This window comes from Neisseria sp. HMSC31F04 (assembly GCF_001807735.1).
GTDB lineage: Bacteria > Pseudomonadota > Gammaproteobacteria > Burkholderiales > Neisseriaceae > Neisseria > Neisseria elongata.
Genome location: NZ_KV790802.1, coordinates 47,390 through 67,490, shown reverse-complemented (window position 1 = coordinate 67,490; position 20,101 = coordinate 47,390). Strand labels below are relative to the sequence as shown.

The 20,101-nt window shown below is 57.1% G+C and carries 18 protein-coding genes; 8 read left to right on the top strand and 10 right to left on the bottom strand.

Annotation, left to right across the window (positions count from 1 at the left end):
• Window positions 1–99: 99 nt before the first annotated feature.
• Genes nqrF through HMPREF3107_RS06210 form a run of 6 tightly spaced genes read right to left on the bottom strand, consistent with a single transcriptional unit; the run spans window position 100 to window position 5,901 of the window.
• Window positions 100–1,317, bottom strand: coding sequence for an NADH:ubiquinone reductase (Na(+)-transporting) subunit F (gene nqrF / locus HMPREF3107_RS06235; protein WP_003741084.1), 1,218 nt, complete (start codon window positions 1,315–1,317; stop codon window positions 100–102).
• Between the two features lie 13 nt (window positions 1,318–1,330).
• Window positions 1,331–1,924: an NADH:ubiquinone reductase (Na(+)-transporting) subunit E gene (nqrE, locus tag HMPREF3107_RS06230; RefSeq protein ID WP_003741087.1), complete on the bottom strand. Its 594-nt coding sequence runs from the start codon at window positions 1,922–1,924 to the stop codon at window positions 1,331–1,333.
• 3 nt (window positions 1,925–1,927) lie between these two features.
• The gene (locus HMPREF3107_RS06225; RefSeq protein WP_003776738.1) at window positions 1,928–2,554 is read right to left on the bottom strand and encodes an NADH:ubiquinone reductase (Na(+)-transporting) subunit D; all 627 of its coding nucleotides are present in this window, start codon (window positions 2,552–2,554) and stop codon (window positions 1,928–1,930) included.
• Entirely contained in the window at window positions 2,554–3,330 is a 777-nt protein-coding gene (locus HMPREF3107_RS06220) for a Na(+)-translocating NADH-quinone reductase subunit C (RefSeq protein WP_070454300.1), read from the bottom strand. The genes HMPREF3107_RS06225 and HMPREF3107_RS06220 overlap by 1 nt, the downstream gene beginning before the upstream one ends.
• On the bottom strand, window positions 3,323–4,555 hold the full coding sequence (locus tag HMPREF3107_RS06215) for an NADH:ubiquinone reductase (Na(+)-transporting) subunit B (protein WP_070454298.1): 1,233 nt from the start codon (window positions 4,553–4,555) through the stop codon (window positions 3,323–3,325). The genes HMPREF3107_RS06220 and HMPREF3107_RS06215 overlap by 8 nt, the downstream gene beginning before the upstream one ends.
• A gap of 2 nt (window positions 4,556–4,557) precedes the next feature.
• Window positions 4,558–5,901, bottom strand: a complete 1,344-nt coding sequence (locus HMPREF3107_RS06210; RefSeq protein WP_070454296.1) for a Na(+)-translocating NADH-quinone reductase subunit A — start codon at window positions 5,899–5,901, stop codon at window positions 4,558–4,560.
• Between the two features lie 430 nt (window positions 5,902–6,331).
• On the opposite strand from HMPREF3107_RS06210, the gene HMPREF3107_RS06205 reads away from it, so the two are divergent.
• The 3 genes from HMPREF3107_RS06205 to HMPREF3107_RS06195 are packed head-to-tail and all read left to right on the top strand — an operon-like array spanning window position 6,332 to window position 8,349.
• On the top strand, window positions 6,332–7,174 hold the full coding sequence (locus tag HMPREF3107_RS06205; RefSeq protein WP_070454293.1) for a class II glutamine amidotransferase: 843 nt from the start codon (window positions 6,332–6,334) through the stop codon (window positions 7,172–7,174).
• A 15-nt stretch (window positions 7,175–7,189) separates the two neighbouring features.
• Window positions 7,190–7,681, top strand: a complete 492-nt coding sequence (gene nrdR, locus HMPREF3107_RS06200; RefSeq protein WP_003770053.1) for a transcriptional regulator NrdR — start codon at window positions 7,190–7,192, stop codon at window positions 7,679–7,681.
• On the top strand, window positions 7,678–8,349 hold the full coding sequence (locus tag HMPREF3107_RS06195) for a TIGR02117 family protein (RefSeq protein ID WP_083284637.1): 672 nt from the start codon (window positions 7,678–7,680) through the stop codon (window positions 8,347–8,349). Before nrdR ends, HMPREF3107_RS06195 begins: the two co-directional genes overlap by 4 nt.
• An 88-nt stretch (window positions 8,350–8,437) precedes the next feature.
• Here the strand turns inward: HMPREF3107_RS06195 and HMPREF3107_RS06190 are convergent, their stop codons facing one another.
• From HMPREF3107_RS06190 to alr, 4 genes are all read right to left on the bottom strand, one after another.
• The gene (locus HMPREF3107_RS06190) at window positions 8,438–9,847 is read right to left on the bottom strand and encodes a PepSY-associated TM helix domain-containing protein (protein ID WP_070454289.1); all 1,410 of its coding nucleotides are present in this window, start codon (window positions 9,845–9,847) and stop codon (window positions 8,438–8,440) included.
• Between the two features lie 131 nt (window positions 9,848–9,978).
• Entirely contained in the window at window positions 9,979–12,102 is a 2,124-nt protein-coding gene (locus HMPREF3107_RS06185) for a TonB-dependent siderophore receptor (protein WP_246828601.1), read from the bottom strand.
• A 397-nt stretch (window positions 12,103–12,499) separates the two neighbouring features.
• Complete coding sequence (dapE, locus tag HMPREF3107_RS06180) at window positions 12,500–13,636, bottom strand: succinyl-diaminopimelate desuccinylase (RefSeq protein ID WP_070454286.1); 1,137 nt, start codon at window positions 13,634–13,636, stop codon at window positions 12,500–12,502.
• Between the two features lie 75 nt (window positions 13,637–13,711).
• Window positions 13,712–14,770 carry an alanine racemase gene (alr, locus tag HMPREF3107_RS06175; RefSeq protein ID WP_070454284.1) on the bottom strand — a complete coding sequence of 353 codons (1,059 nt, stop codon included), beginning with the start codon at window positions 14,768–14,770 and terminating at the stop codon, window positions 13,712–13,714.
• 240 nt (window positions 14,771–15,010) lie between these two features.
• On the opposite strand from alr, the gene HMPREF3107_RS06170 reads away from it, so the two are divergent.
• The 5 genes from HMPREF3107_RS06170 (at window position 15,011) to speD (ending at window position 19,979) form a co-directional block, all read left to right on the top strand.
• Window positions 15,011–15,409, top strand: coding sequence for a DUF350 domain-containing protein (locus HMPREF3107_RS06170; RefSeq protein WP_049251620.1), 399 nt, complete (start codon window positions 15,011–15,013; stop codon window positions 15,407–15,409).
• Window positions 15,410–15,424: 15 nt separating this feature from the next.
• Window positions 15,425–16,453 (top strand): SPFH domain-containing protein, encoded by a 1,029-nt coding sequence (locus tag HMPREF3107_RS06165; protein ID WP_070454283.1) that lies wholly within the window; start codon window positions 15,425–15,427, stop codon window positions 16,451–16,453.
• Window positions 16,454–16,706: 253 nt separating this feature from the next.
• Entirely contained in the window at window positions 16,707–17,807 is a 1,101-nt protein-coding gene (locus HMPREF3107_RS06160) for a hypothetical protein (protein WP_070454281.1), read from the top strand.
• 91 nt (window positions 17,808–17,898) lie between these two features.
• Entirely contained in the window at window positions 17,899–19,578 is a 1,680-nt protein-coding gene (locus HMPREF3107_RS06155) for a DUF4178 domain-containing protein (RefSeq protein ID WP_070454279.1), read from the top strand.
• Complete coding sequence (speD, locus tag HMPREF3107_RS06150; RefSeq protein ID WP_070454277.1) at window positions 19,575–19,979, top strand: adenosylmethionine decarboxylase; 405 nt, start codon at window positions 19,575–19,577, stop codon at window positions 19,977–19,979. The genes HMPREF3107_RS06155 and speD overlap by 4 nt, the downstream gene beginning before the upstream one ends.
• Window positions 19,980–20,101 lie beyond the last annotated feature (122 nt).

The following is a 20,101-nucleotide window of genomic DNA, read 5'->3' as shown; positions in this document are numbered from 1 at the left end:
TGGGGGGATTTTGCAAAGGTCTCAGACGGCCTTTTTTATCTATTTAAACCAAAAAGGAAGAAACCTTGGTTTCTTCCTTTTGTTTTTGAAGCCGAATATTTAACCGCCGAAATCATCCAAGAGGATGTTTTCATCTTCCACGCCCAAGTCTTTGAGCATTTTGATGACGGACTGGTTCATGATTGGCGGGCCGCACATATAGAATTCGCAGTCTTCCGGTGCTTCGTGATTTTTCAGATGGTTTTCGTAAACCACGTTGTGGATGAAGCCTGTGTAGCCGTCCCAGTTGTCTTCCGGCAGCGGGTCAGACAGGGCGACGTGCCATGTGAAGTTCGGGAATTCCGCTGCGAGTTGGTCGAAGTCTTCGACATAGAACATTTCGCGTTTGGAACGTGCGCCGTACCAGAAGGTGATTTTGCGTTTGGAGTTCAAACGTTTCAACTGGTCGAAAATGTGGGAACGCATAGGCGCCATACCTGCACCGCCGCCGATGAATACCATTTCGGCATCGGTGTCTTTGGCGAAGAATTCGCCAAACGGGCCGGAGATGGTTACTTTATCGCCGGGTTTGAGCGACCAGATGTAGGACGACATTTGTCCCGGAGGCGCATCGGGTACGCGCGGAGGAGGCGTGGCGATACGCACGTTCAACATGATAATGCCTTTTTCTTCAGGATATGAAGCCATGGAGTAAGCGCGCAAAATCGGTTCGTCCACTTTGGAAACATATTGCCACAGATTGTATTTGTCCCAGTCTTCGTGATATTCCTTAGGAATGTCGAAGTCTTTATAGGCAACGGTGTGCGGCGGGGCTTCGATTTGGATGTAGCCACCGGCGCGGAAGGGAACTTCTTCGCCTTCGGGAATGGCAAGCTTGAGTTCTTTAATGAACGTGGCTTTGTTGTCGTTGGAGATGACGGTGCATTCCCATTTTTTCACACCGAACACTTCTTCCGGTACTTCGATGTCCATGTCGGTTTTGACGTTGACTTGACAAGACAGACGGCAGCCTTCGCGTGCTTCGCGTTTGCTGATGTGGGACAACTCGGTCGGCAGAATGTCGCCGCCGCCGCTTTTCACGACAACGCGGCATTGTCCGCACGAACCGCCGCCGCCGCAGGCGGAGGGAACGAAGATGCCTTGGCTGGCAAGTGCGCCCAACAGTTTGCCGCCGGCGGGCATAGTCAGCTCTTTTTCATCATTGACTTTGATGGTGATGTCGCCCTCGCTCACCAGCTTGGATTTGGCAAACAGAATCATCAGTGCCAAAGCCAAGACGATGACCGTGAACATCACGATACCTAAAATAATTTCCATGCCGAATCCTTTCTTATAACTGGATGCCGGAGAACGACATAAACGCCATCGCCATCAGGCCGGCGGAGATGAAGGTGATGCCCAGTCCTTTAAGGCCTTTGGGAGCATCCGAATATTTCATTTTTTCGGTAATGCCCGCCAAAGCGACAATCGCCAACATCCAGCCCAAACCCGCGCCGAAACCATACACGACGGATTCGCCGAAGTTGTACTCGCGTTGCGCCATAAACGAAACGGCACCGAAAATCGCGCAGTTTACGGTAATCAGTGGCAGGTAAATACCCAGCGCGTTGTAGAGGGCGGGGAAGAATTTGTCCAAGAACATTTCCAAAATCTGCACCAAAGCCGCAATCACGCCGATGAAGGTGATGAATTTCAGGAAGGTCAAATCCACGCCTTCGACAATCGCGCCGTCTTTGAGCAGCGAGTAAACGAGTTGGTTGGCAGGGACGGACAGGCCGAGTACGAAAGTAACGGCAACGCCCAAGCCGAATGCGGTGGATACTTTTTTCGATACCGCCAGAAAAGTACACATGCCCAAGAAGAAGGACAGTGCCATGTTTTCAATGAAGACGGATTTCACAAAAAGGCTTAAATAATGTTCCATGTCTTATTCCTCCGCCTGTTCGGGTTTCCATGTGCGCAAACCCCAAATCAAAAAGCCGATGATGAAGAACGCGCTCGGTGCCAGCAGGAAGAGGCCGTTGGTTTGATACCAGCCGCCGTCCTGCACGGTTTGGAAAACGGTGTAACCCAAGAGTTTGCCAGAGCCGACAAGCTCACGGATGGTTGCGATGATAATCAGCATCATGCCATAACCTGCGCCGTTACCGATGCCGTCCACCAGGCTTTCCAACGGCGGCTCTTTCATGGCGAAGGCTTCGGCACGACCCATCACGATACAGTTGGTAATAATCAGGCCGACGAATACGGAAAGCTGTTTGGACAATTCGTAGGCATAGGCCTGCAACAATTGGTCAACCAGCGTAACCAGCGACGCGACAATTGCCATCTGCACGATAATGCGGATGCTGTTTGGAATGTAGTTGCGCACCAGCGAGATGAAGAAGCTGGAAAAACCGGTTACCAAACTGACGGAAATACCCATCACGATGGCCGTCTGAAGTTTGGTGGTAACCGCCAGCGCCGAACAAATACCCAAAACCTGCAAGGCAATCGGGTTATTGTCGATAAAGGGTGAAAACATCAAATGTTTCAAGCGTTTCATATCAGCCATTATTGTGCTCCTGCTGATTTCAATTTGTTCAGGTAGGGGATATAGCCGTTTTCGCCGAACCAGTAGTCGAACGAGCCTTGTACGCCTTTGGAAGTGAGCGATGCGCCGGAGAGTGCATCTACGCCGTGTTCTTTGTCTGAGCTTGCGCCTTTGCCGACGTGCAGGGCAAGTTTGCCTTGTTCGTCAAAGAGTTTTTTGCCGACGAATTTTTGTTGCCACAACGGATTGCCGATTTCACCGCCCAAGCCCGGAGTCTCGCCTTGGTCGTAGTAAGTGATGCCGTTGATGGTGTTGCCGTCAGGTTGGATGGCGACGAAACCGTACATGACCGACCACAAACCGTTGCCGTGCATAGGCAGAATAATTTGGCTGACTTTGCCGTCATCGCCTTTTACCAAATAAACTTCAGTGTATTTGGCACGGCTTTTGATGCCTGCCAAATCGTCTTCGGGTTTGATTTGGATGCTTTGTGCGGGGTCTTTGGCGGCAACGCGCGCGCTGAAGTCTTTCGGCGCGTCTTTCACATATTCGCCGGTCGCCAAATCGACCACGCGTTGTTCGATGCGGTCGGCAAAGGTTTTGCTGATGTCGGTATTTTTATCGAGCAAACCGGCAACGCTCAGGATGTAGCTTTGCTTGTCCTGAACCTTTTGTTTCTCCTGCACCGGTTTCAAGCCGACAACCGCGCCCGCCACGATGACCGAGCAAATCAGGCTGACCGCCAAAACCACAATCAGCGTGCCGCTGAAGCTGTCTTTATCGAATTTCTTAGCCATTGCTGCGCGCCTTTCTGCGTTTGATGTTCGCTTGTGCGACGAAATAGTCGAAAATCGGGGCAAACAGGTTGGCAAACAGAATCGCCAACATCATGCCTTCGGGGTAAGCCGGATTGACCACACGGATTAACACGCACATCACGCCGATTAGCGCTCCGTACCACCATTTGCCGACATTGGTAAAGGAAGCGGAAACGGGGTCGGTCGCCATAAACAACATACCGATGGCGAAGCCGCCGACGACCAGATGCCAGTACCAAGGCATGCTGAACATCGGGTTAGTGTCTGAACCGATGACGTTAAACAGCGAAGACATGGCAATCATACCGATCATCACGCCGGCAATAATGCGCCAAGAAGCGATGCGGGCAAACACGATAAACGCGCCGCCAATTAAAAGCGCCAAAGTGGATACTTCGCCGATGGAACCGGGCAGGTTGCCGATAAACGCATCCATCCAAGTGATGGATTTACCGGTAACGGCATTTTGCAGGCCGTCTGAACCGTGCGCCGCCCACTGAGCTAACGCAGTTGCGCCGGAATAGCCGTCAACCGCCGTCCAAACGGTGTCGCCGGTAATATTGGCAGGATAGGCGAAGAACAAGAAAGCACGACCTGCCAGCGCAGGGTTCATAAAGTTTTTACCCGTACCGCCGAACACCTCTTTCGCAACCACCACGCCGAAGGTAATACCCAAGGCGGCCTGCCACAGCGGCAGCGTAGGCGGAACGATTAAGGCGAACAGAATCGAAGTCACGAAGAAACCTTCGTTGATTTCGTGTTTGCGCACGGTGGCGAACAAGACTTCCCAGAAACCACCGACGGCAAATACGGTCGCGTAAATAGGCAGGAAGTAAATCGCGCCGAACAGCATTTTGCCCAACACGCCCGCTTCAGACGATATATTGATGCCCAAAGCGTTGGCAAGGGCGTAATGCCAGTCGTTGGCGATGCTTTGTTGCAGCAAATCGGGTGTTAACGCACCGAATGCCTGCGCACCGACGTTGTACATACCGTAAAACATGGCGGGGAACAAAGCCAGCCACACCAAAATCATCATGCGTTTGGAATCCAGCGCGTCGCGGACGTGCGCCGCTTTGCGCGTTACCGCACCTGATGTGTAGAAAATCGTCGCCGCAGCTTCATAAAGGGCATACCATTTTTCATGTTTGCCGCCCGGCAGGAAGTGCGGTTCGATTTTTTCAAGAAAATGTTTCAAGCCCATAATCAGCCTTCCTTCTCAATGGTTTCCAGCACCTTGCGCAACAGCGGGCCGTATTCGTATTTACCCGGGCAAACGAAACTGCATAAAGCGAGGTCTTCTTCGTCCAATTCCAAGCAACCCAAAGCCTGCGCGCTGTCGGTATCGCCGACGATTAAATCGCGCAAAAGCAAGGTAGGCAGGATGTCCAGCGGCATCACGCGTTCGTAAGTACCAATCGGCACCATGGCGCGGTCGCCGCCGTTGACGGCTGTCGTGAACTTGAAGAGTTTGTTTTTCAGGAAATGACCGAGGGTCGTACGCGTAATCGAGTATTTGTCCGGCTGCGGCGCAACCCAGCCGAACAGCTCTTTGCTGCGGCCTTCTTCGATAACGGAAATCTGATTGTGGTAGCGTCCCAAATAATCATGCGCGCCTTGTGCAATCGCACCGTTCAATACCGAACCGGAAATCACGCGGTTGTCTGCGTCAACCAATTCGCCGGCGGTAATTTGCGACACCTTCGCGCCCAAAACGGTACGCAAGAGGCGCGGTTTGTTGACTTGCGGGCCGCCCAAAGCAACCACGCGCTCGGCGTTCAGACGACCTGTTACGAACAAACGTCCGATGGCAATCACGTCTTGATAATTGATGGTCCAAACGGTTTTATTCGCACCGACAGGCTCGATGAAATGAATGTGCGTACCGCTCAAACCAGCGGGATGAGGGCCGCCGAATTCGTGCGTTTCAATATTGGCGGCGTTTTCAGACGGCACGTCCGCACTGGCTGCTTTACAAACATGGATTTTGCGTTCGGTCAGGCGGCTCAACACCAGCAAACCTCGTCTGAAATCCTCGGCGGCTTCTTTGATCACGACCACAGGGTCTGCCGCCAGCGGATTGGTGTCCATCGCATTGACGAAAATGGCAAACGGCTCGGCATCAACGGCGGGAATCTTGCTGAACGGACGGGTACGCAGCGCAGTCCACAAACCGGATTGAATCAGATTGCGGCGCACTTCTTCGCCGCTTAAGTTTGCCAACGCATCGGGCGCGTAGCGTTCAAACTCGATTTCGTCATCGCCTTCAACGGCAATCACGACCGACTGAAGCACGCGCTTTTCACCGCGGTGAATCGCAGCGATTTTGCCGGAAGCCGGCGCAATAAACACCACGCCCGGATTTTTCTTGTCTTCAAACAGCACTTGGCCTTTTTTGACGGCATCGCCTTCCTTGACTTTCATCGAGGGGCGCATACCGGCATATTCTTCGCCAAGCAACGCGACTTCGGTAATGGCCGGACCATCGTAAACGGCTTGCTCCGGTCTGCCCGCGATGGGCAGGTCTAGGCCTTTTTTGATTTTAATCATAGGGATGCGTTACTTTTGGTAGGTTGGGGAAAGTGGTACGGCAAACTACTGTGCCGCCAACGGTATTCTTCTACAGAGGTGCTTGCGCACACGGCTACAGCTAGCGGAGCCGGAAACAGGCGAAGCATAAAATGTAAAGATTTTTTACATAATAAAGCGGTCGATTTTACAGGAAGCAACCTGTTTTTGCCATACTGCCGCTTGGTTTTATTGTGAATACTTAAAGTGTTGGAAAACGGAATACAAAAAGGCCGTCTGAAAACATGGCTGTCATACATTTAAAACAAAACCTCCAGCCGGTTTTCAGACGGCCTCCCCTTCTCCCCTCACCTCTGCGAAACCACCGACGCTATGTTAGAATCCGCACGAAACAAAACAGCATCGGGCCGTCTGAAAACTGCGGCACAACTTATATTTAAAGGATACCGCCATGTGCCAACTTCTTGGCATGAACTGCAACACACCCACCGACATCGTCTTTTCCTTTGAAGGCTTCCGCAGGCGCGGCGGGCTGACCGACCACCACGTGGACGGCTTCGGCATCGGTTTTTTCGAACAAAAAGGCGTACGCCTGTTCCACGACGACAAACCCAGTGCGCAATCCCCGGTGGCCGACTTGATCAAGGCCTATCAAATCAAATCGGAAAACGTCATCGCCCACATCCGCAAAGCCACCAGCGGCCGCACCTCTTTGGCCAACACCCACCCCTTCGTGCGCGAAATGTGGGGGCATTACTGGATGTTCGCCCACAACGGCCACCTGCAAGGCTTCCACCCGCCCGTCGGCCAATATTACCGCCCCGTCGGCGACACCGATTCCGAACGCGCCTTCTGCCACATCCTCGAGCAACTGCGCCAACGCTTCGACCAACGCCCCGATGACGACACCCTGTTTCAAGCCGTTGCCGGACTCGTGGCCGAAATCCGCAGCCACGGCCTGTTCAACTTCATCCTTTCAGACGGCCTCGTCATGTTTGCCCACGCCAGCACCCTGCTCCACTACATCGTGCGCCAAGCCCCTTTCGGCGAAGCACGCCTGCTGGACGACGATGTCGCCATCGACTTTTCCGCCGTTACCACCCCAAACGACCGCGTCGCCGTCATCGCCACCCTGCCGCTGACCGAAAACGAAATCTGGCACCAACTGGCCTGCGACGAACTCGTCATGTTCCGCGACGGCCTGATTGAAAAACGCGACTGCCCCGCAAACCCCCGCTACATGAGCGCGGAAGAAGGTTTGGCCGCCGCCCGCGCCGCCGGTGCGGCCGTCTGAAGAAAGTATCCCTTTATGAAATGCCCCTTCTGCCAGCAACCCAACACCCTGGTTACCGATTCGCGCCTGACCGACGAAGGCAGCAGCATCCGCCGCCGCCGCCGCTGCCCCTCGTGCGACAAACGCTTCATCACCACCGAAACCCTCGACGTCCGCCTGCCCGACATCATTAAAAGCAACGGCAGCCGGGTTCCCTATAACGCGCACAAACTGCGCACCAGCCTCGAACGCGCCCTGCACAAACGCCCCTTCGGCAGCGAAGACGTGGACGACTTGGTCGCCAAAATCGAAGGCCGCCTCTACCGACTGGGCGAAAAAGAAGTCCCCTCCCGCCTCATCGGCGAAATGGCCATGCAGGCATTGCTGGACACCGACCAAGTGGCCTATGTCCGCTTTGCATCCGTTTACAAAAGTTTCAACGACGTATCCGAATTCACCCGCGCCATCGCCACCCTGCCCGCCCACACCGACGCGGACAACCCTCCTGCCGACGGGCAAACATCATGAAATCCGCCTTCCGCTTCTGCCGCAGAGTCCTGATCGACCTATTTTTCCTTCTGGTTGCCTACATAGCTGCCGTTTTCCTGCTGCCCATGATTAAAAGCGACAGGCAGGCCGACGGCGACGCCGACATCACCCTCTACCTGATTTCCAACGGCATCCACACCGACATCGTCATGCCCTCACGCAACGGCGACACCGACTGGACAACCACCTTTCCCGCCGCCGACACCGCGGGCGGCCAAAGTGCCGACTGGATTGCCGTCGGCTGGGGCGACAAAAACTTCTACCTCAACACGCCGACTTGGGCCGACCTGACCGCATCCACCGCCCTGAAAGCCGTATCGGGCCTCAGCGAATCGGCCATCCACACCACCTACTACGACAGCATGGAAAACTGCGGCCGCTGCGCCAAATTTACCGTCAGCCGCCGCCAATACCTCGAACTTGCCGCCTACATCCGCAACAGCCTGAAATGGCGGGACGGCCGCACCATCCCCGTTACCGCCGACATCCATTACGGCGAAAGCGACGCCTTCTACGAAGCGAAAGGCAGCTACAACCTCTTTTACACCTGCAACACTTGGACGAACGACGCCCTGAAAAGTGCCGGCGCAAAGGCGGCATTGTGGACGATTACCGAAGGCGGTATCTTCCGCCATTACACGCCGTAAGCCGCGCGCACTGAAAAAGGCCGTCTGAAAACCGTATTTCCCACACGGAAAACGGTTTTCAGACGGCCTCAACCTTGATTGCCACCGATTATTTAAACCAACGCGACAACGCCGGAATCCGCGACAGCAAAGCCGTATCCAGCAGCCAAATCACGGCGATGGCGATGATGGCGGTCGGGAACAATACCGCCACAACCAAAAGCGGCACCGCCATTGCCCACCATACCGGCAGCTTGATTTTCTGTGCCGGGGGAACCAGCCCGCGCGCTTCGGACGGACGGCGTTTCCACCACATCACGCAGCCGCTGACGCAGATGAAGATGACGGCCAGGCAGAATACGACGTTCGCCAGCACGCTCCACCAGCCCAGCGTCCCCATGTGCAGCGCGATGCTGACCGCCATGAATTTACCGAAGAAGTTGTAATCGTCGTAACGGATGTCGGCCAGGATTTTGCCGCTGTACCGGTCGATGTGTACCGTGCGGTCGGCGGTCGGGCTGACCATGTCGTAACTCATCGAATCCTGCGACAGCGTCCACACGCCCGTTTCGCCTTTGGGCAAGTTGAGCTGGTAGCGGCCTTTGAAACCGATTTCGCGGGCGAAGCGGTCAACCGTTTCCAAAGTCATCGGTTCGCTCGGATTGATGCCGTTTTCGCCCTTCGTCGTACCGGAAACAGGCATGGGCGTGAGTTCCAGAACCCACGGTGCTTCTTTGGTTTTACCGTCGTTCAACACATCGCCGTGGGTCGGCAAGGTCGATACGGGGTTCGGCTCCACCCCCCATTTTCCGGCGGGGAACTGACTCCAAGACTGAACCATTTTGCCGCCCCAAATGCCCGCCCAGGCAATGCCCGACAGGCAGAACAGCAATAAAATCAGGGAAACCCATGTGCCGAATGCGCCGTGTAAGTCGCGCCACCATGAGCGTCCTTTGCCTGCTTTCGGCACCAGCATAGGTTTCAGACGGCCTTGTTTCGCCCACCACAGATAAATCCCCGTAATCATCATCAGGATGGTCAGCGATGCAGCGGTTTCCAACAGGTAATCGCCCGCCGTGCCGAGCATGATGTCGCCGTGGATTTCGTCCATCGTGTGATACCAGCCCTCATTGCGCGGCATGGAACTGACGACTTTCGCCTTGTAAGGATCGACGGCGACCATGGTTGCTTTGTCGTCGTTATTCACGCGGAACACGGCAACCATATCGTCGGCGCGCGGCGCGATGTATTGCACCACCGACGCGGATTTTTCATTGACGAACTGCCGCGCCGCCTCCGCCTGCGCCGACAAGGGCTGAACCTGCGCCTGCGGGGTAACGTGCAGGCGTTCGCCCTCTTTGCCGGTGATGTTGGCGAACAGCAGCATGCCCAGCCCCGTTACGGCAAGCAGGGTCAGGAAAGGAGCGGTCAGCAGCCCGAAATAAAAATGCCACCGCCACACGGTCAGGTAGCGGCGGTTGGCTTGTTGGCCGGTGTCGGAAGGGGTTTGTGTATTCATAGTATTCACCTTTTTATTGAGTGTATTGGCAGCGGATATTGTGCAAGCGGGCAATGAAGCGGCCGACTACATCCACTGAGGCCGTCTGAAAACGATATTCTGTTTTCAGACGGCCTTTCCGATGGCGATACTCAGTCGAACGTGTACCTCAGCGATGCCGTGATACTGCGCGGCGTGCCGTAGACATGAATATCGGGCATGGTTTTGTAATATTTGTTGAACACGTTTTCAACATCGAGTGCGACGCGGGTGCGCTTGCCGATTTTGTATTGCGCGGTCAGGTCGAGGGTGGCGTAGGCGCGCTGTGCGAGTGCCTTGCGCGCGGCCGGTTCGGTAACTTCCTCGCGGTCGTCGATAATGAAGCTCTGCCAGTTGACATTGCCGCCGACAGTCAGGCGGTCGTTGATGTCGTAACTGGTGAAGAATTTGAACAGATGCACGGGATACGTGGTTTTAATCTGTTTGCCTTTGCTGTTTTTGGTTTTCGAACGGGCATAAGAGGCATTGAGCAGCCAACGGTCGTTCAGACGGCCGTTAATCGAAAGTTCGCCGCCGGTGTTGGAGGTATGGTCTTCAGCCTTATAGTAGCGTTCCCCATTGGGCAGCCTGCCCGCAGGCACACCGATTTTGTCGCGTTTGTTGCGGTATACGGAAACGGCGGCGTTCAGACGGCCTTCATACCATGAGGCTTTCAATCCGGTTTCGTAAGTTCTGCCGCGCTGCGGGGCAAGGGGGTTGCCGTTTTGGGTCAGATAGCGCACCTGCGGGCGGAAAACCGTGGTATAGCTTGCATAAGCAGTCAGGTTCGGCGTGATGTCGTAAGTCGTGCCCAAGTAGGGGATGAAGGCTTTTTCGCTGCGCCGTCCGTCGGCAAAACGGTTGCGCTCGGTACGGTAGGCATACTTCCAGTTCATCAGGCGCATACCGCCTATCAACGACCATTTGTCGGTGAGTTTGAAGCGTGTCGAGCCGTAAACCGACAAGTGCTTGCTTTGCTGATAACCGTCTTGCAGGTAAGGCAGTTCGGGGCGGGCAATATTGCCGTCGAAGCGGCGGAGGTCGGCAACCGGCACGTCTTTGTCGCCGTAATACGGGCCGTAATCCTTGCTGTTCAGATAGCTGATGCCGGTATTGAATTCGTGGCGGCGGCCGAACAATCCGTAATCGCCGTTAAGATTCAAGTTGAATTTGTGTTCGTTGGAGCGGCTCTTGTCCAAATCGACGCTGACGTAGCTGGAATAATCGGCATTGATGTCATATGTACCCGCAATGGCCGACAGATTGTCGTTTTTGCCGTAAAGGTAGGCATAGCTGCCGTCCAACTGCCAACCATTGTCGAATTCATGCCGCAGGCGGGTGAAAAGTTCGGCACGGGTTTCCTTGCCGTATGCCCAATTGGCCGACGAATTGTTGCGCGGGTTGGCCTCAAAGGGGATAAAACCGTCGGTTTCGTTGCCGGCAATCGTCAGATAACCAAAGCGCGAACTGCCGGTATTGCGGTTGACGTGGATTTCGGTGCCGAGCTGCACTTGCGTTTGCGGCTGTACGTTGTAAGACAGGATGCCGTAGAGCGTATGGTTGTGGCGGCCGGTGCGCGGCAGGTAGTCGCCGCCGTGATCGCTGACGAATATGGCGCGGCCGCGCAAGGTGTTGTCAGCATTCAGCGGGCTGTTGGCATCGGCAATGAAGCGGTAATGCTGCCATGAACCTGCCGCCGCTTCCAAAACGGTAAAAGGTTTGGCCTGCGGTTTTTTGCGCTCCAAGGCAATCATGCCCGACGGTTCGCCGAAGCCGCCGTTGGTCAGGCCGCTGGAACCGCGTACCACCGCCACCTGTTCGTAAAGCGCGCTGTCGAGATTGTTGGTGCTGCGGCGTATCGAATTGCTTTCATAAAGAAATTTCGCCGCGCCGTCCACGCTGACGCTGTCGATGGCCGAGCCGCGCGCCGCAAATTGGCTGTCGCCCGTGGCATTGTTGCCCATTTTGCTGTGGTACACGCCGGGCACTTGTTTCAAAACGTCTTGCAGCGTATCGAGCCGTTGGTCGTCAATCTGCTTTTCGGTGATGACGGACAGCGATTGCGGCGTTTCGCGCTGGGTCAGCCTGATGCCGGTCGCAACCGAAGAAGTGGGCACGGTGTAATTGGTTGCGGTCTGTTTGCCGATGCCGCGCACTTCAACCGAAGCCACTTCCGCATCCAACGGCTTGTCCGCACTCTGTCCGGCTGCGGCGGCATAAGCGGGAAACGCCAGCATGAGTGCTGCCGTTAGCGGTAATAGTCTGTTTGTAAAAGCATGTTCCATTGATTTATCCGATGTTTCTCGATTTGAAATAACCTTTCGGCACGCCCAAATCGGCCAACAATTTGTCCGGCCTGCCGCCCAAAAAAAACGCGGAATTTTCGCGACCACGCGGTCATTTAGTCAAGTTATACCATAACTTTATATGTTATTAAGTTGCAAAAATAAGACAATTTAAATCAAGCTGATTTTAAGCACCGCATCCATGCGCATCGATGTGCCGGCCGTGCGCATCCTCCGCACGGCAAATACTGACTGCGGAATTTGATTTTGCCGCAAAACGGCAAACCGAAAACAATCGAGGCCGTCTGAAAACCAAGCTTTCAGACGGCCTCGGATAGTTAAAGCATCCCTACACCAGCAATTCTGCCAGCATCCGTTCGTAGACTGCCGACAGTTTCGGCAGGGCGGAGAGTTCGACGTTTTCGTCAATCTGATGGATGGTGGCGTTTACCGGCCCCAATTCGATGAGTTCGCGCGCAATGGCTTTGATGAAGCGGCCGTCTGAAGTGCCGCCGCTGGTGGAGAGTTCCGCGCGCACGCCGCAGATTTCGGCAACGGCGGCCTGCGCGGCTTCGGTCAGCCTGCCCACTTCGGTCAGGAAGGGTTGGCCGGAAAGCGTCCACTGCAAATCGTAATTCAGACCGTGTTTGTCCAAGATTTCGTGCACGCGCCGTTTCAGGCCGTCTGAATCGGATTCGGTAGAGAAACGGAAATTGAATTTGACGTTCAACTCGCCGGGGATGACGTTGGTCGCACCGGTGCCGCCGTTGATGTTGGAAATTTGGAAGCCGGTCGGCGGGAAATAGGCGTTGCCCCGATCCCATTCGGCGGCGGCGAGCTCGGCCAGCGCAGGGGCGGCTTTGTGGACGGGGTTTTCGGCCAGATGCGGGTAGGCGGTGTGGCCTTGCTTGCCTTTAACGGTCAGGTTGCCCGACAGCGAACCGCGCCTGCCGTTTTTAACCGTATCGCCCAAAGTATCGACGGCGGTCGGCTCGCCGACGATGCAGTAGTCTATGGTTTCGCCGCGCGCTTTCAAAACGTCCACCACTTTGGTGGTGCCGTCCAGCGCGTCACCTTCCTCGTCCGATGTAATCAAAAGGGCGATGCTGCCCGCGTGGTCCGGGCGGGCGGCCACGAAGCGTTCGCAGGCGGTAACGAAGGCGGCGATGCTGCTTTTCATGTCCGCCGCGCCGCGTCCGTAGAGGCGGCCGTCGCGTTCGGTCGGCTCGAACGGCGGCGATGTCCATTTGTCCTCCGGCCCGCTGGGGACGACGTCGGTATGTCCGGCGAAGCACAGCAGCGGTGCGCCGCTGCCGCGCCGCGCCCAAATGTTTTTGGTTTGGCCGAAATCCAGCTGTTCGACGGTAAAGCCGATTTTTTGCAGGCGTTCGGCCAGCAGTTCCTGACAGCCTTGGTCGTCGGGGGTAACGGATGCGCGGGCGATGAGCTGTTTGGCCAAAGCCAAAGTGGCGGTTTCGGTCGTCATGTTGTTTTACCTTTGTCTTTTTATGTTTCAGGCCGTCTGAAAGTGTTTTTCAGACGGCCTCTGCGGCTTTCCCGCCTATTGGATGTAAACGAATTTCGCACGTTTGACGTTGCACAGCAGTTCGTAGGCGATGGTGCCTGCCGCGGCGGCGACTTCGTTGATGCTAACGGTGTCGCCCCACAGTTCCACTTCGCTGCCTACGCCTTCGTGGGTATCGGCCAATTCGACGGTCAGCATGTCCATCGAAACCCTGCCGAGGATGCGGCTGCGGCGGCCGTTCACGGCCACGGGCGTGCCGGTTGCCGCACGGCGCGGATAACCGTCGGCATAGCCGCAGGCCGCCAGTCCGACGCGGGTGGAGCGTTTGGTGTAAAACGATGCGCCGTAGCCTATCGGCTCGTGCGGCTGCAAAACGCGTTCGGCAAACACGCAGCTCACCAGCCTCATCACGGGCTTGATGCGCGGGTCATTTTCTAGGAACGGGTCGATGCCGTACAAGGCCAGCCCCGCCCTGCCCCAATCGCGCCGCGCCTGCGGATAGGCCAGCATGGCGGCGGAATTGGCCAGGCTCTCTTCGCCCGCCAGGCCGGCGCAGCCCATGTCGAAGGCCTCAAGCTGCATTTCGGTCATGCCGCGTTCTTCTTCGTCGGCACAGGCGAAGTGGCTGATTTTCACGATGTCGGAAACTTTGCCGCTTTGCGCGAGGGCGGTGTAGGCCGAAGCGTAGTTGTGCGGGAAAAAGCCGGCGCGGTGCATGCCGGAATCCATTTTCAGCCACACTTTCACCGGCGTTTTCCATTCGTGTTTCAACAGGGTTTCGAGCTGCCATTGGTCGGCCACCACCGGCCACAGGCCGTATTCGTCCACGGCGGCGTATTCGGCGGCATCGAACACGCCCTCCAGCAGCACGATGGGCTGCGTGATGCCTTGTTTGCGCAGTTCGACGGCCTCTTCCAAAAAGGCGACGGCAAACCCGTCGGCCAAATCGGCCAGCGCGTGGGCGCAGCGTACCGCGCCGTGCCCGTATGCGTCCGCCTTTAAGACGGCCAGCATCTTGCCGCCGTGCAGCCGTTTCAGGGTTTGGTAGTTTTCCCGCAGGCGGTCGAGGCGGATGTCGGCGCGCAGTGGTCTCATGGTTCGTCGTCCTTTGTCGTTTCGGTGTCGGTGGAAATACAGGCCGCCTGAAAGCGGTCGGCCCGTTTCAGACGGCCTGCGGATTATAGGCTTATCCGCATGCTTTTTAAACCCGCCGACCGAGGTTTCGGCAGGCCGTCTGAAAGACGGACGCGCGTGCGGATAAAGTCCGCCTCAAACATCATGATTGCACGATAATTTATGGCATAATCGGCCGTCCGCCTTTTTTGGGAAGAAACCATGTCCATTTCACTCGTCCAATACGGCCAATACCTGCAATATATGTTCTCATCCATACTGATGCTGCTGGTTTTCGGCACGGTTTACCTGAAAATCACGCCGGTGCGCGAACTGAAGCTGATTAAAAACGGCAACCTCGCCTGCGCCCTCTCCTTCGGCGGCGCACTGGTCGGATTCTGCCTGCCGCTGGCATCCAGCATCGCCCACAGCGTCAGCCTGCCCGACTTCGTCCTGTGGGGCGCGGCCGCCGCCGTGTTGCAAATTTTGGTGTACTTCGCCGCCACCCGCCTGATTCCGCAGGCATCCGAAGAACTGGCGGGCAACAATGTCGCCGTCGGTACCCTGTTCGGCTCGATTTCCATAGCCATCGGCCTGCTCAACGCCGCCTGTCTGTCTTAACGAAAGGACTCCTCCATGTTCAACTTTATCAAGAAGCAGTTCATCGACATCATCCAGTGGGAAAATCCCGACGAGGAAACCCTGGTATGGCGTTTTCCCATTGCCGACCAGGAAATCCAAAACGGCGCCAGCCTGACCGTGCGCGAGGCGCAGATGGCGATGTTTGTGGACGAAGGCAAAACCGCCGACGTATTCCCCGCCGGCCGCTACACGCTCAACACACAAACCCTGCCCATCCTGACCTACCTGAAAAACTGGGACAAACTCTTCCAATCCCCGTTCAAATCCGACGTTTACTTCTTCAACACCAAACAGCAGCTCGGCCGCAAATGGGGCACGGCGCAACCCGTTACCGTACGCGATGCCGAATTCGGCGCGGTGCAACTGCGCTCCTTCGGCATGTACAGCTACCGCATCGCCGACCCGGAAAAATTCTTTAAAGAAGTCAGCGGCGTTGTGGAAAGCTACACCGGCGCACAGCTCGAACAGCAGCTGCGCAACCTCGCCGTTACCCAGCTTGCCACCGCCTTCGGCACTTCCGGCATCCCCTTCCTCGACATGGCCGCCAACCAAGTCCTGCTGTCGCAGCAACTGACCGGCCTGCTCGCGCCCGAGTTTGCCAAACTCGGCCTCACGCTGGAAAACTTCACCGTCGAAAGCATCAGCCTGCCGGAGAACATCCAAAAAGCACTCGACAAAAAAATCTCCATGGGCATCGTCGGCGACATGGGCAAGTTCGCCCAATACCAAACCGCCGAATCCATCACCATGGCGGCGCAAAACGAAGGCGGACTGGCCGGCATCGGCGCAGGCTTGGGCGTGGGCGCAGGCATCGGGCAAACCGTGGCGGGCGCAATGGCCGGCATGATGCAGCCCGCGGCAGCAGGTACCGCCGCAGCCGCAACGGCAACCGCCGCCCCGGCTGCCGCAGAAGACCCTCAGGCCAAACTGCAAAAACTGAAAGGCCTGCTCGACGGCGGCCTGATTTCTGCCGACGATTACGAAAAAGCCAAAGCCGAGGTGTTAAAACAACTCATCAATTAAACGGCGGCAAAAGGCCGTCTGAAAAACCGTTTCCTTTTTTTCAGACGGCCTCACATCACAACAAACAAACCGCAATACGCAAACAGGGCCGCCTTCCCCATCACTTCGGCGCATGAGGAAAAGCAGCATAAAGGCAACCCGTTTGCCAACCGCCCTTCGGCGGTTTGACACCACAAAAAATCCGTTTTTCAGACGGCCCCACATTCCCAAAAGGCCGTCTGAAAAAGGCCGACCGACAAAACAAGGAAGCCCCGTGCCGAAACATCCGCCCACCCTGCCGCCCGAAGTCCTGACGGAAAGCAGCCGCCAAATGCTGCAACGTCTGACGCGCGAACTGGAAGCGGGCGCGGACGTATTATGGTTTGCCAACCCGTCGCCGTACTTGGATGCCGCAGGCGGCAGGAAGGTTTCCCGCATTATGCTGGCCGCCGACGTATTGCTGCTGGCGGCATGGATGCTGCCGAAAACGCCCCAGCTGTTCGGGCTGCTGATTTTATTGTCCGTCGCAGCCGCCGTATTCAGCCTATTTTGGTTCGGCGGCAAAATGGCGGATGGCATCCCTTACTTGATTCCCGACTCCGGAAACCTCAGGACGGAAAACATGTATTCCTTCCGGCCTCAGGATTTCGTCCGCCTGGATTTGGCCAACGCCCGCCTGCAACGCTACCACTACAACAAAATCGGCGAAACGCTGCAACTCGACGGCCATTTCGGCCTGTGGCTGCCCAAAGGCGGCTGCATCGTAACGCTGACCCACGCCTCGGCCGGCGAAAAAGGTTACCTCATGATGCCCTACGGCGCGGATTACACAGAAACCGCAGCCTTCTGCCGCCTGCTCTGCCAGCGGCTGGGCCTGCGCGACAACCTCGATGTCGGCAACACCCCGCCAGACGGCGGAAACGTCCGCCGCGACAAAAGCGCGAAAATTGCCGTTATCTGCATCATGGCACTGCTTGCTGCCGTCGGACTGGCCGTCATCGCCGCCGGCATTTCCCACCGCCGACAGGAACTAACCGCGCCCGACCGCGAAATCCGCATGACGCAGGCGCAACTAAACGCCCAGTACACCTGCTTCAAAGACCGCCGCACCGGCAGCACCACCATCTGCCGCCACCGCCTGATTGCCGAGGGACGCGACGGCGAACTGCGGCAAATCGACTGCCTCGGTTTGGAAGACAGCCTGTGCGGCCGTGAACAACCGGCCCGCTTCGGCCCCGCCGACCTGCGCCTGCTGAGCCACGCGGGCACGACTTATTTGATAGAGGCCGACTACCGCCTCCCCGAAACCGGCCGTACCGCACACCTGAACAACCGTGCCGCCCTGCCCCGAACGCCGCCCGCAACGGCGGAATAACTTTTCAGACGGCCTCCTGCCGCATACATAGAGGCCGTCTGAAAACCAAAACCGTATAATTGGCCACCCGCCCGCCTAGGAAATACCGACCATGAGCGAACCCTTCTTCCATACCGACTGCCCAAGCTGCGGCGCACCCGTACACGCCCATTCCCCCACCTCGGTTACGCTGGTCTGCGGCTATTGCAACAGCATGTTGGTACGCCAAGACGGCGGCATCATCGACAAAGGCCGCGACTCCGCCCTGCTGGAAGACTTCAGCCCGCTGCAAATCGGCACGCGCGGCCGCTACGGCACGGCCGCGTTCAACATCATCGGCCGTTTGCAGATGCACTACGACGCGGGCGTGTGGAACGAATGGCACATCCTGTTCGACGAAGGCGGCACGGGCTGGCTGTCCGAATCCGGCGACATCTATTCCCTGACCCGTCCGCAAATCGAATCCGCACTCCAACTCCCCCCCTTCGACGACATCCGCGCCGGCTTCTCCACCCTCGACTACAACGGCAAACGCTTCATGGCCGCCGACGTGCGCCGCGTCACGATGAAACACGCCGCCGCACAAGGCGAGCTGCCGTTTGAATTCAACCGCGACATCGAAAGCCGAACCGCAGACTGGCGTTACGAAAACCTCTTCCTCACCACCGACTACGGCGACGACCCGCCGTCCCTCTACGCCGGCAACACCGTCAAACTCGACGACCTGCAACTGGAAAATCTGCGCACCGAAGACCAAATCACCGCCGGTGCAGGCCGTCTGAAAGGCACGCGCCAATCCGAAAACTGCCCCAACTGCGGCTCGCCCGTACACTGGGTGGACGGATTGGCCAACAACATCCTCTGCCCGAGCTGCGGCAGCGACCTGGAAGCCGTCGGCGGCACAGTCGAACTCATCGAAGCCGACGCCATGCGCGCCGCCCAGCAAAAAGCACTTACCCTGCCTATCGGCAGCAAGGGCAAACTGCGCGGCCGCAACTACATCGTCATCGGCGCGGTACACAAAGAAGAACTCGAAGCCCAAACCGCCTTTGACCTGATGTACGCCTTCAAACGCCCCACCGGCATCGTCCCCGAAGGATTCTGGCGCGAATACCTGCTCTACCATCCGACCTCCGGCAGCTTCCTCTGGCTGATCGAATCCGACAGCGGCTGGGAAATCGCCCAAACCCTCCACGACTGGCCGCGCCTCGACCGCCACGGCCAACCCCAAGGAGGCGACAAACTTTACGACTACGGCAGCCGTGTCGGCTACGCCGCCGGCGCGTTCTACTGGCACGTCCGCCACCGCGACCTCACCTTTCACAGCGACTACAAAAGCGGCAAAGGCAAAATCGGCTCCGAACTGTCCGTAAACGAAATCGCCTGGAGCCGCAGCGAACCCGCAAGCAAACGCGAAATCGCCGAAGCCTTCGGTCTGAAAACGGCAGCGATGAATACCCCGTCCGGCGACGACAGGCAAACCCCGTCGGGCATCGTTTGGATTACCATCGCCCTCCTGTGCGTCCTCAACCTGCCCGCCTTCTTCTACGGCGACGGCGAATGGACAGCAACCACCGTCGGCATCGCGGGCTTCTATCTGTATAACTTCGGCATGGCATCGGAAAACGGCGCAGTTCCTTCGCTCTCGCGCTTCCTCACCGTCAGTCTGATAGTCGTCTCACTGGCCACCGGCCTGAACTATATGTTTTCCAACACCGACAGCAGCGGTTACAGCGGCTACAACAGCAGCGGCGGCTATTACGGCGGCGGCTTCTCCGGAGGCCACAAATGACCCGCAGCCTCAGCCGCCACGGCCTGCTCGACCTTTACGGCTGCAACCCCACCCTCCTGCGCGATGAAGGCCGTCTGAAAACCATCCTTGCCGCCGCCGCCGAAGCCGCGCAGGCCACCGTACTCGACAGCCGCTTCCACACCTTCGGCGGCGCGGGCGGCGTAACCGGCGTACTGCTTTTGGCCGAATCGCACATCAGCATCCACACCTGGCCGGAATACGGCTTCGCCGCCGTCGATGTCTTCCTCTGCGGCCGGATGCCGTCTGAAAACGCCCGCCGCGTCCTCGAAGAAGCGCTGGGCGCAAAACGCGCGGAATGGCGGAACATCCCGCGCGGCAACGCCGCATCCGTTGCCGGAAACCCGCTTTCAGACGGCCTCACCATCGAAAAGGCCGTCTGAAAGCGCGGCTGCGGCGAAGTTCAAACCCAAACATCCCGGCCGAAGGTGTAAAATTGTTGATAATTTTACCTTTCATGTTTATATTGCGTGCCGTCCCATTTTCCCGCCATCTCAGGAGCAGA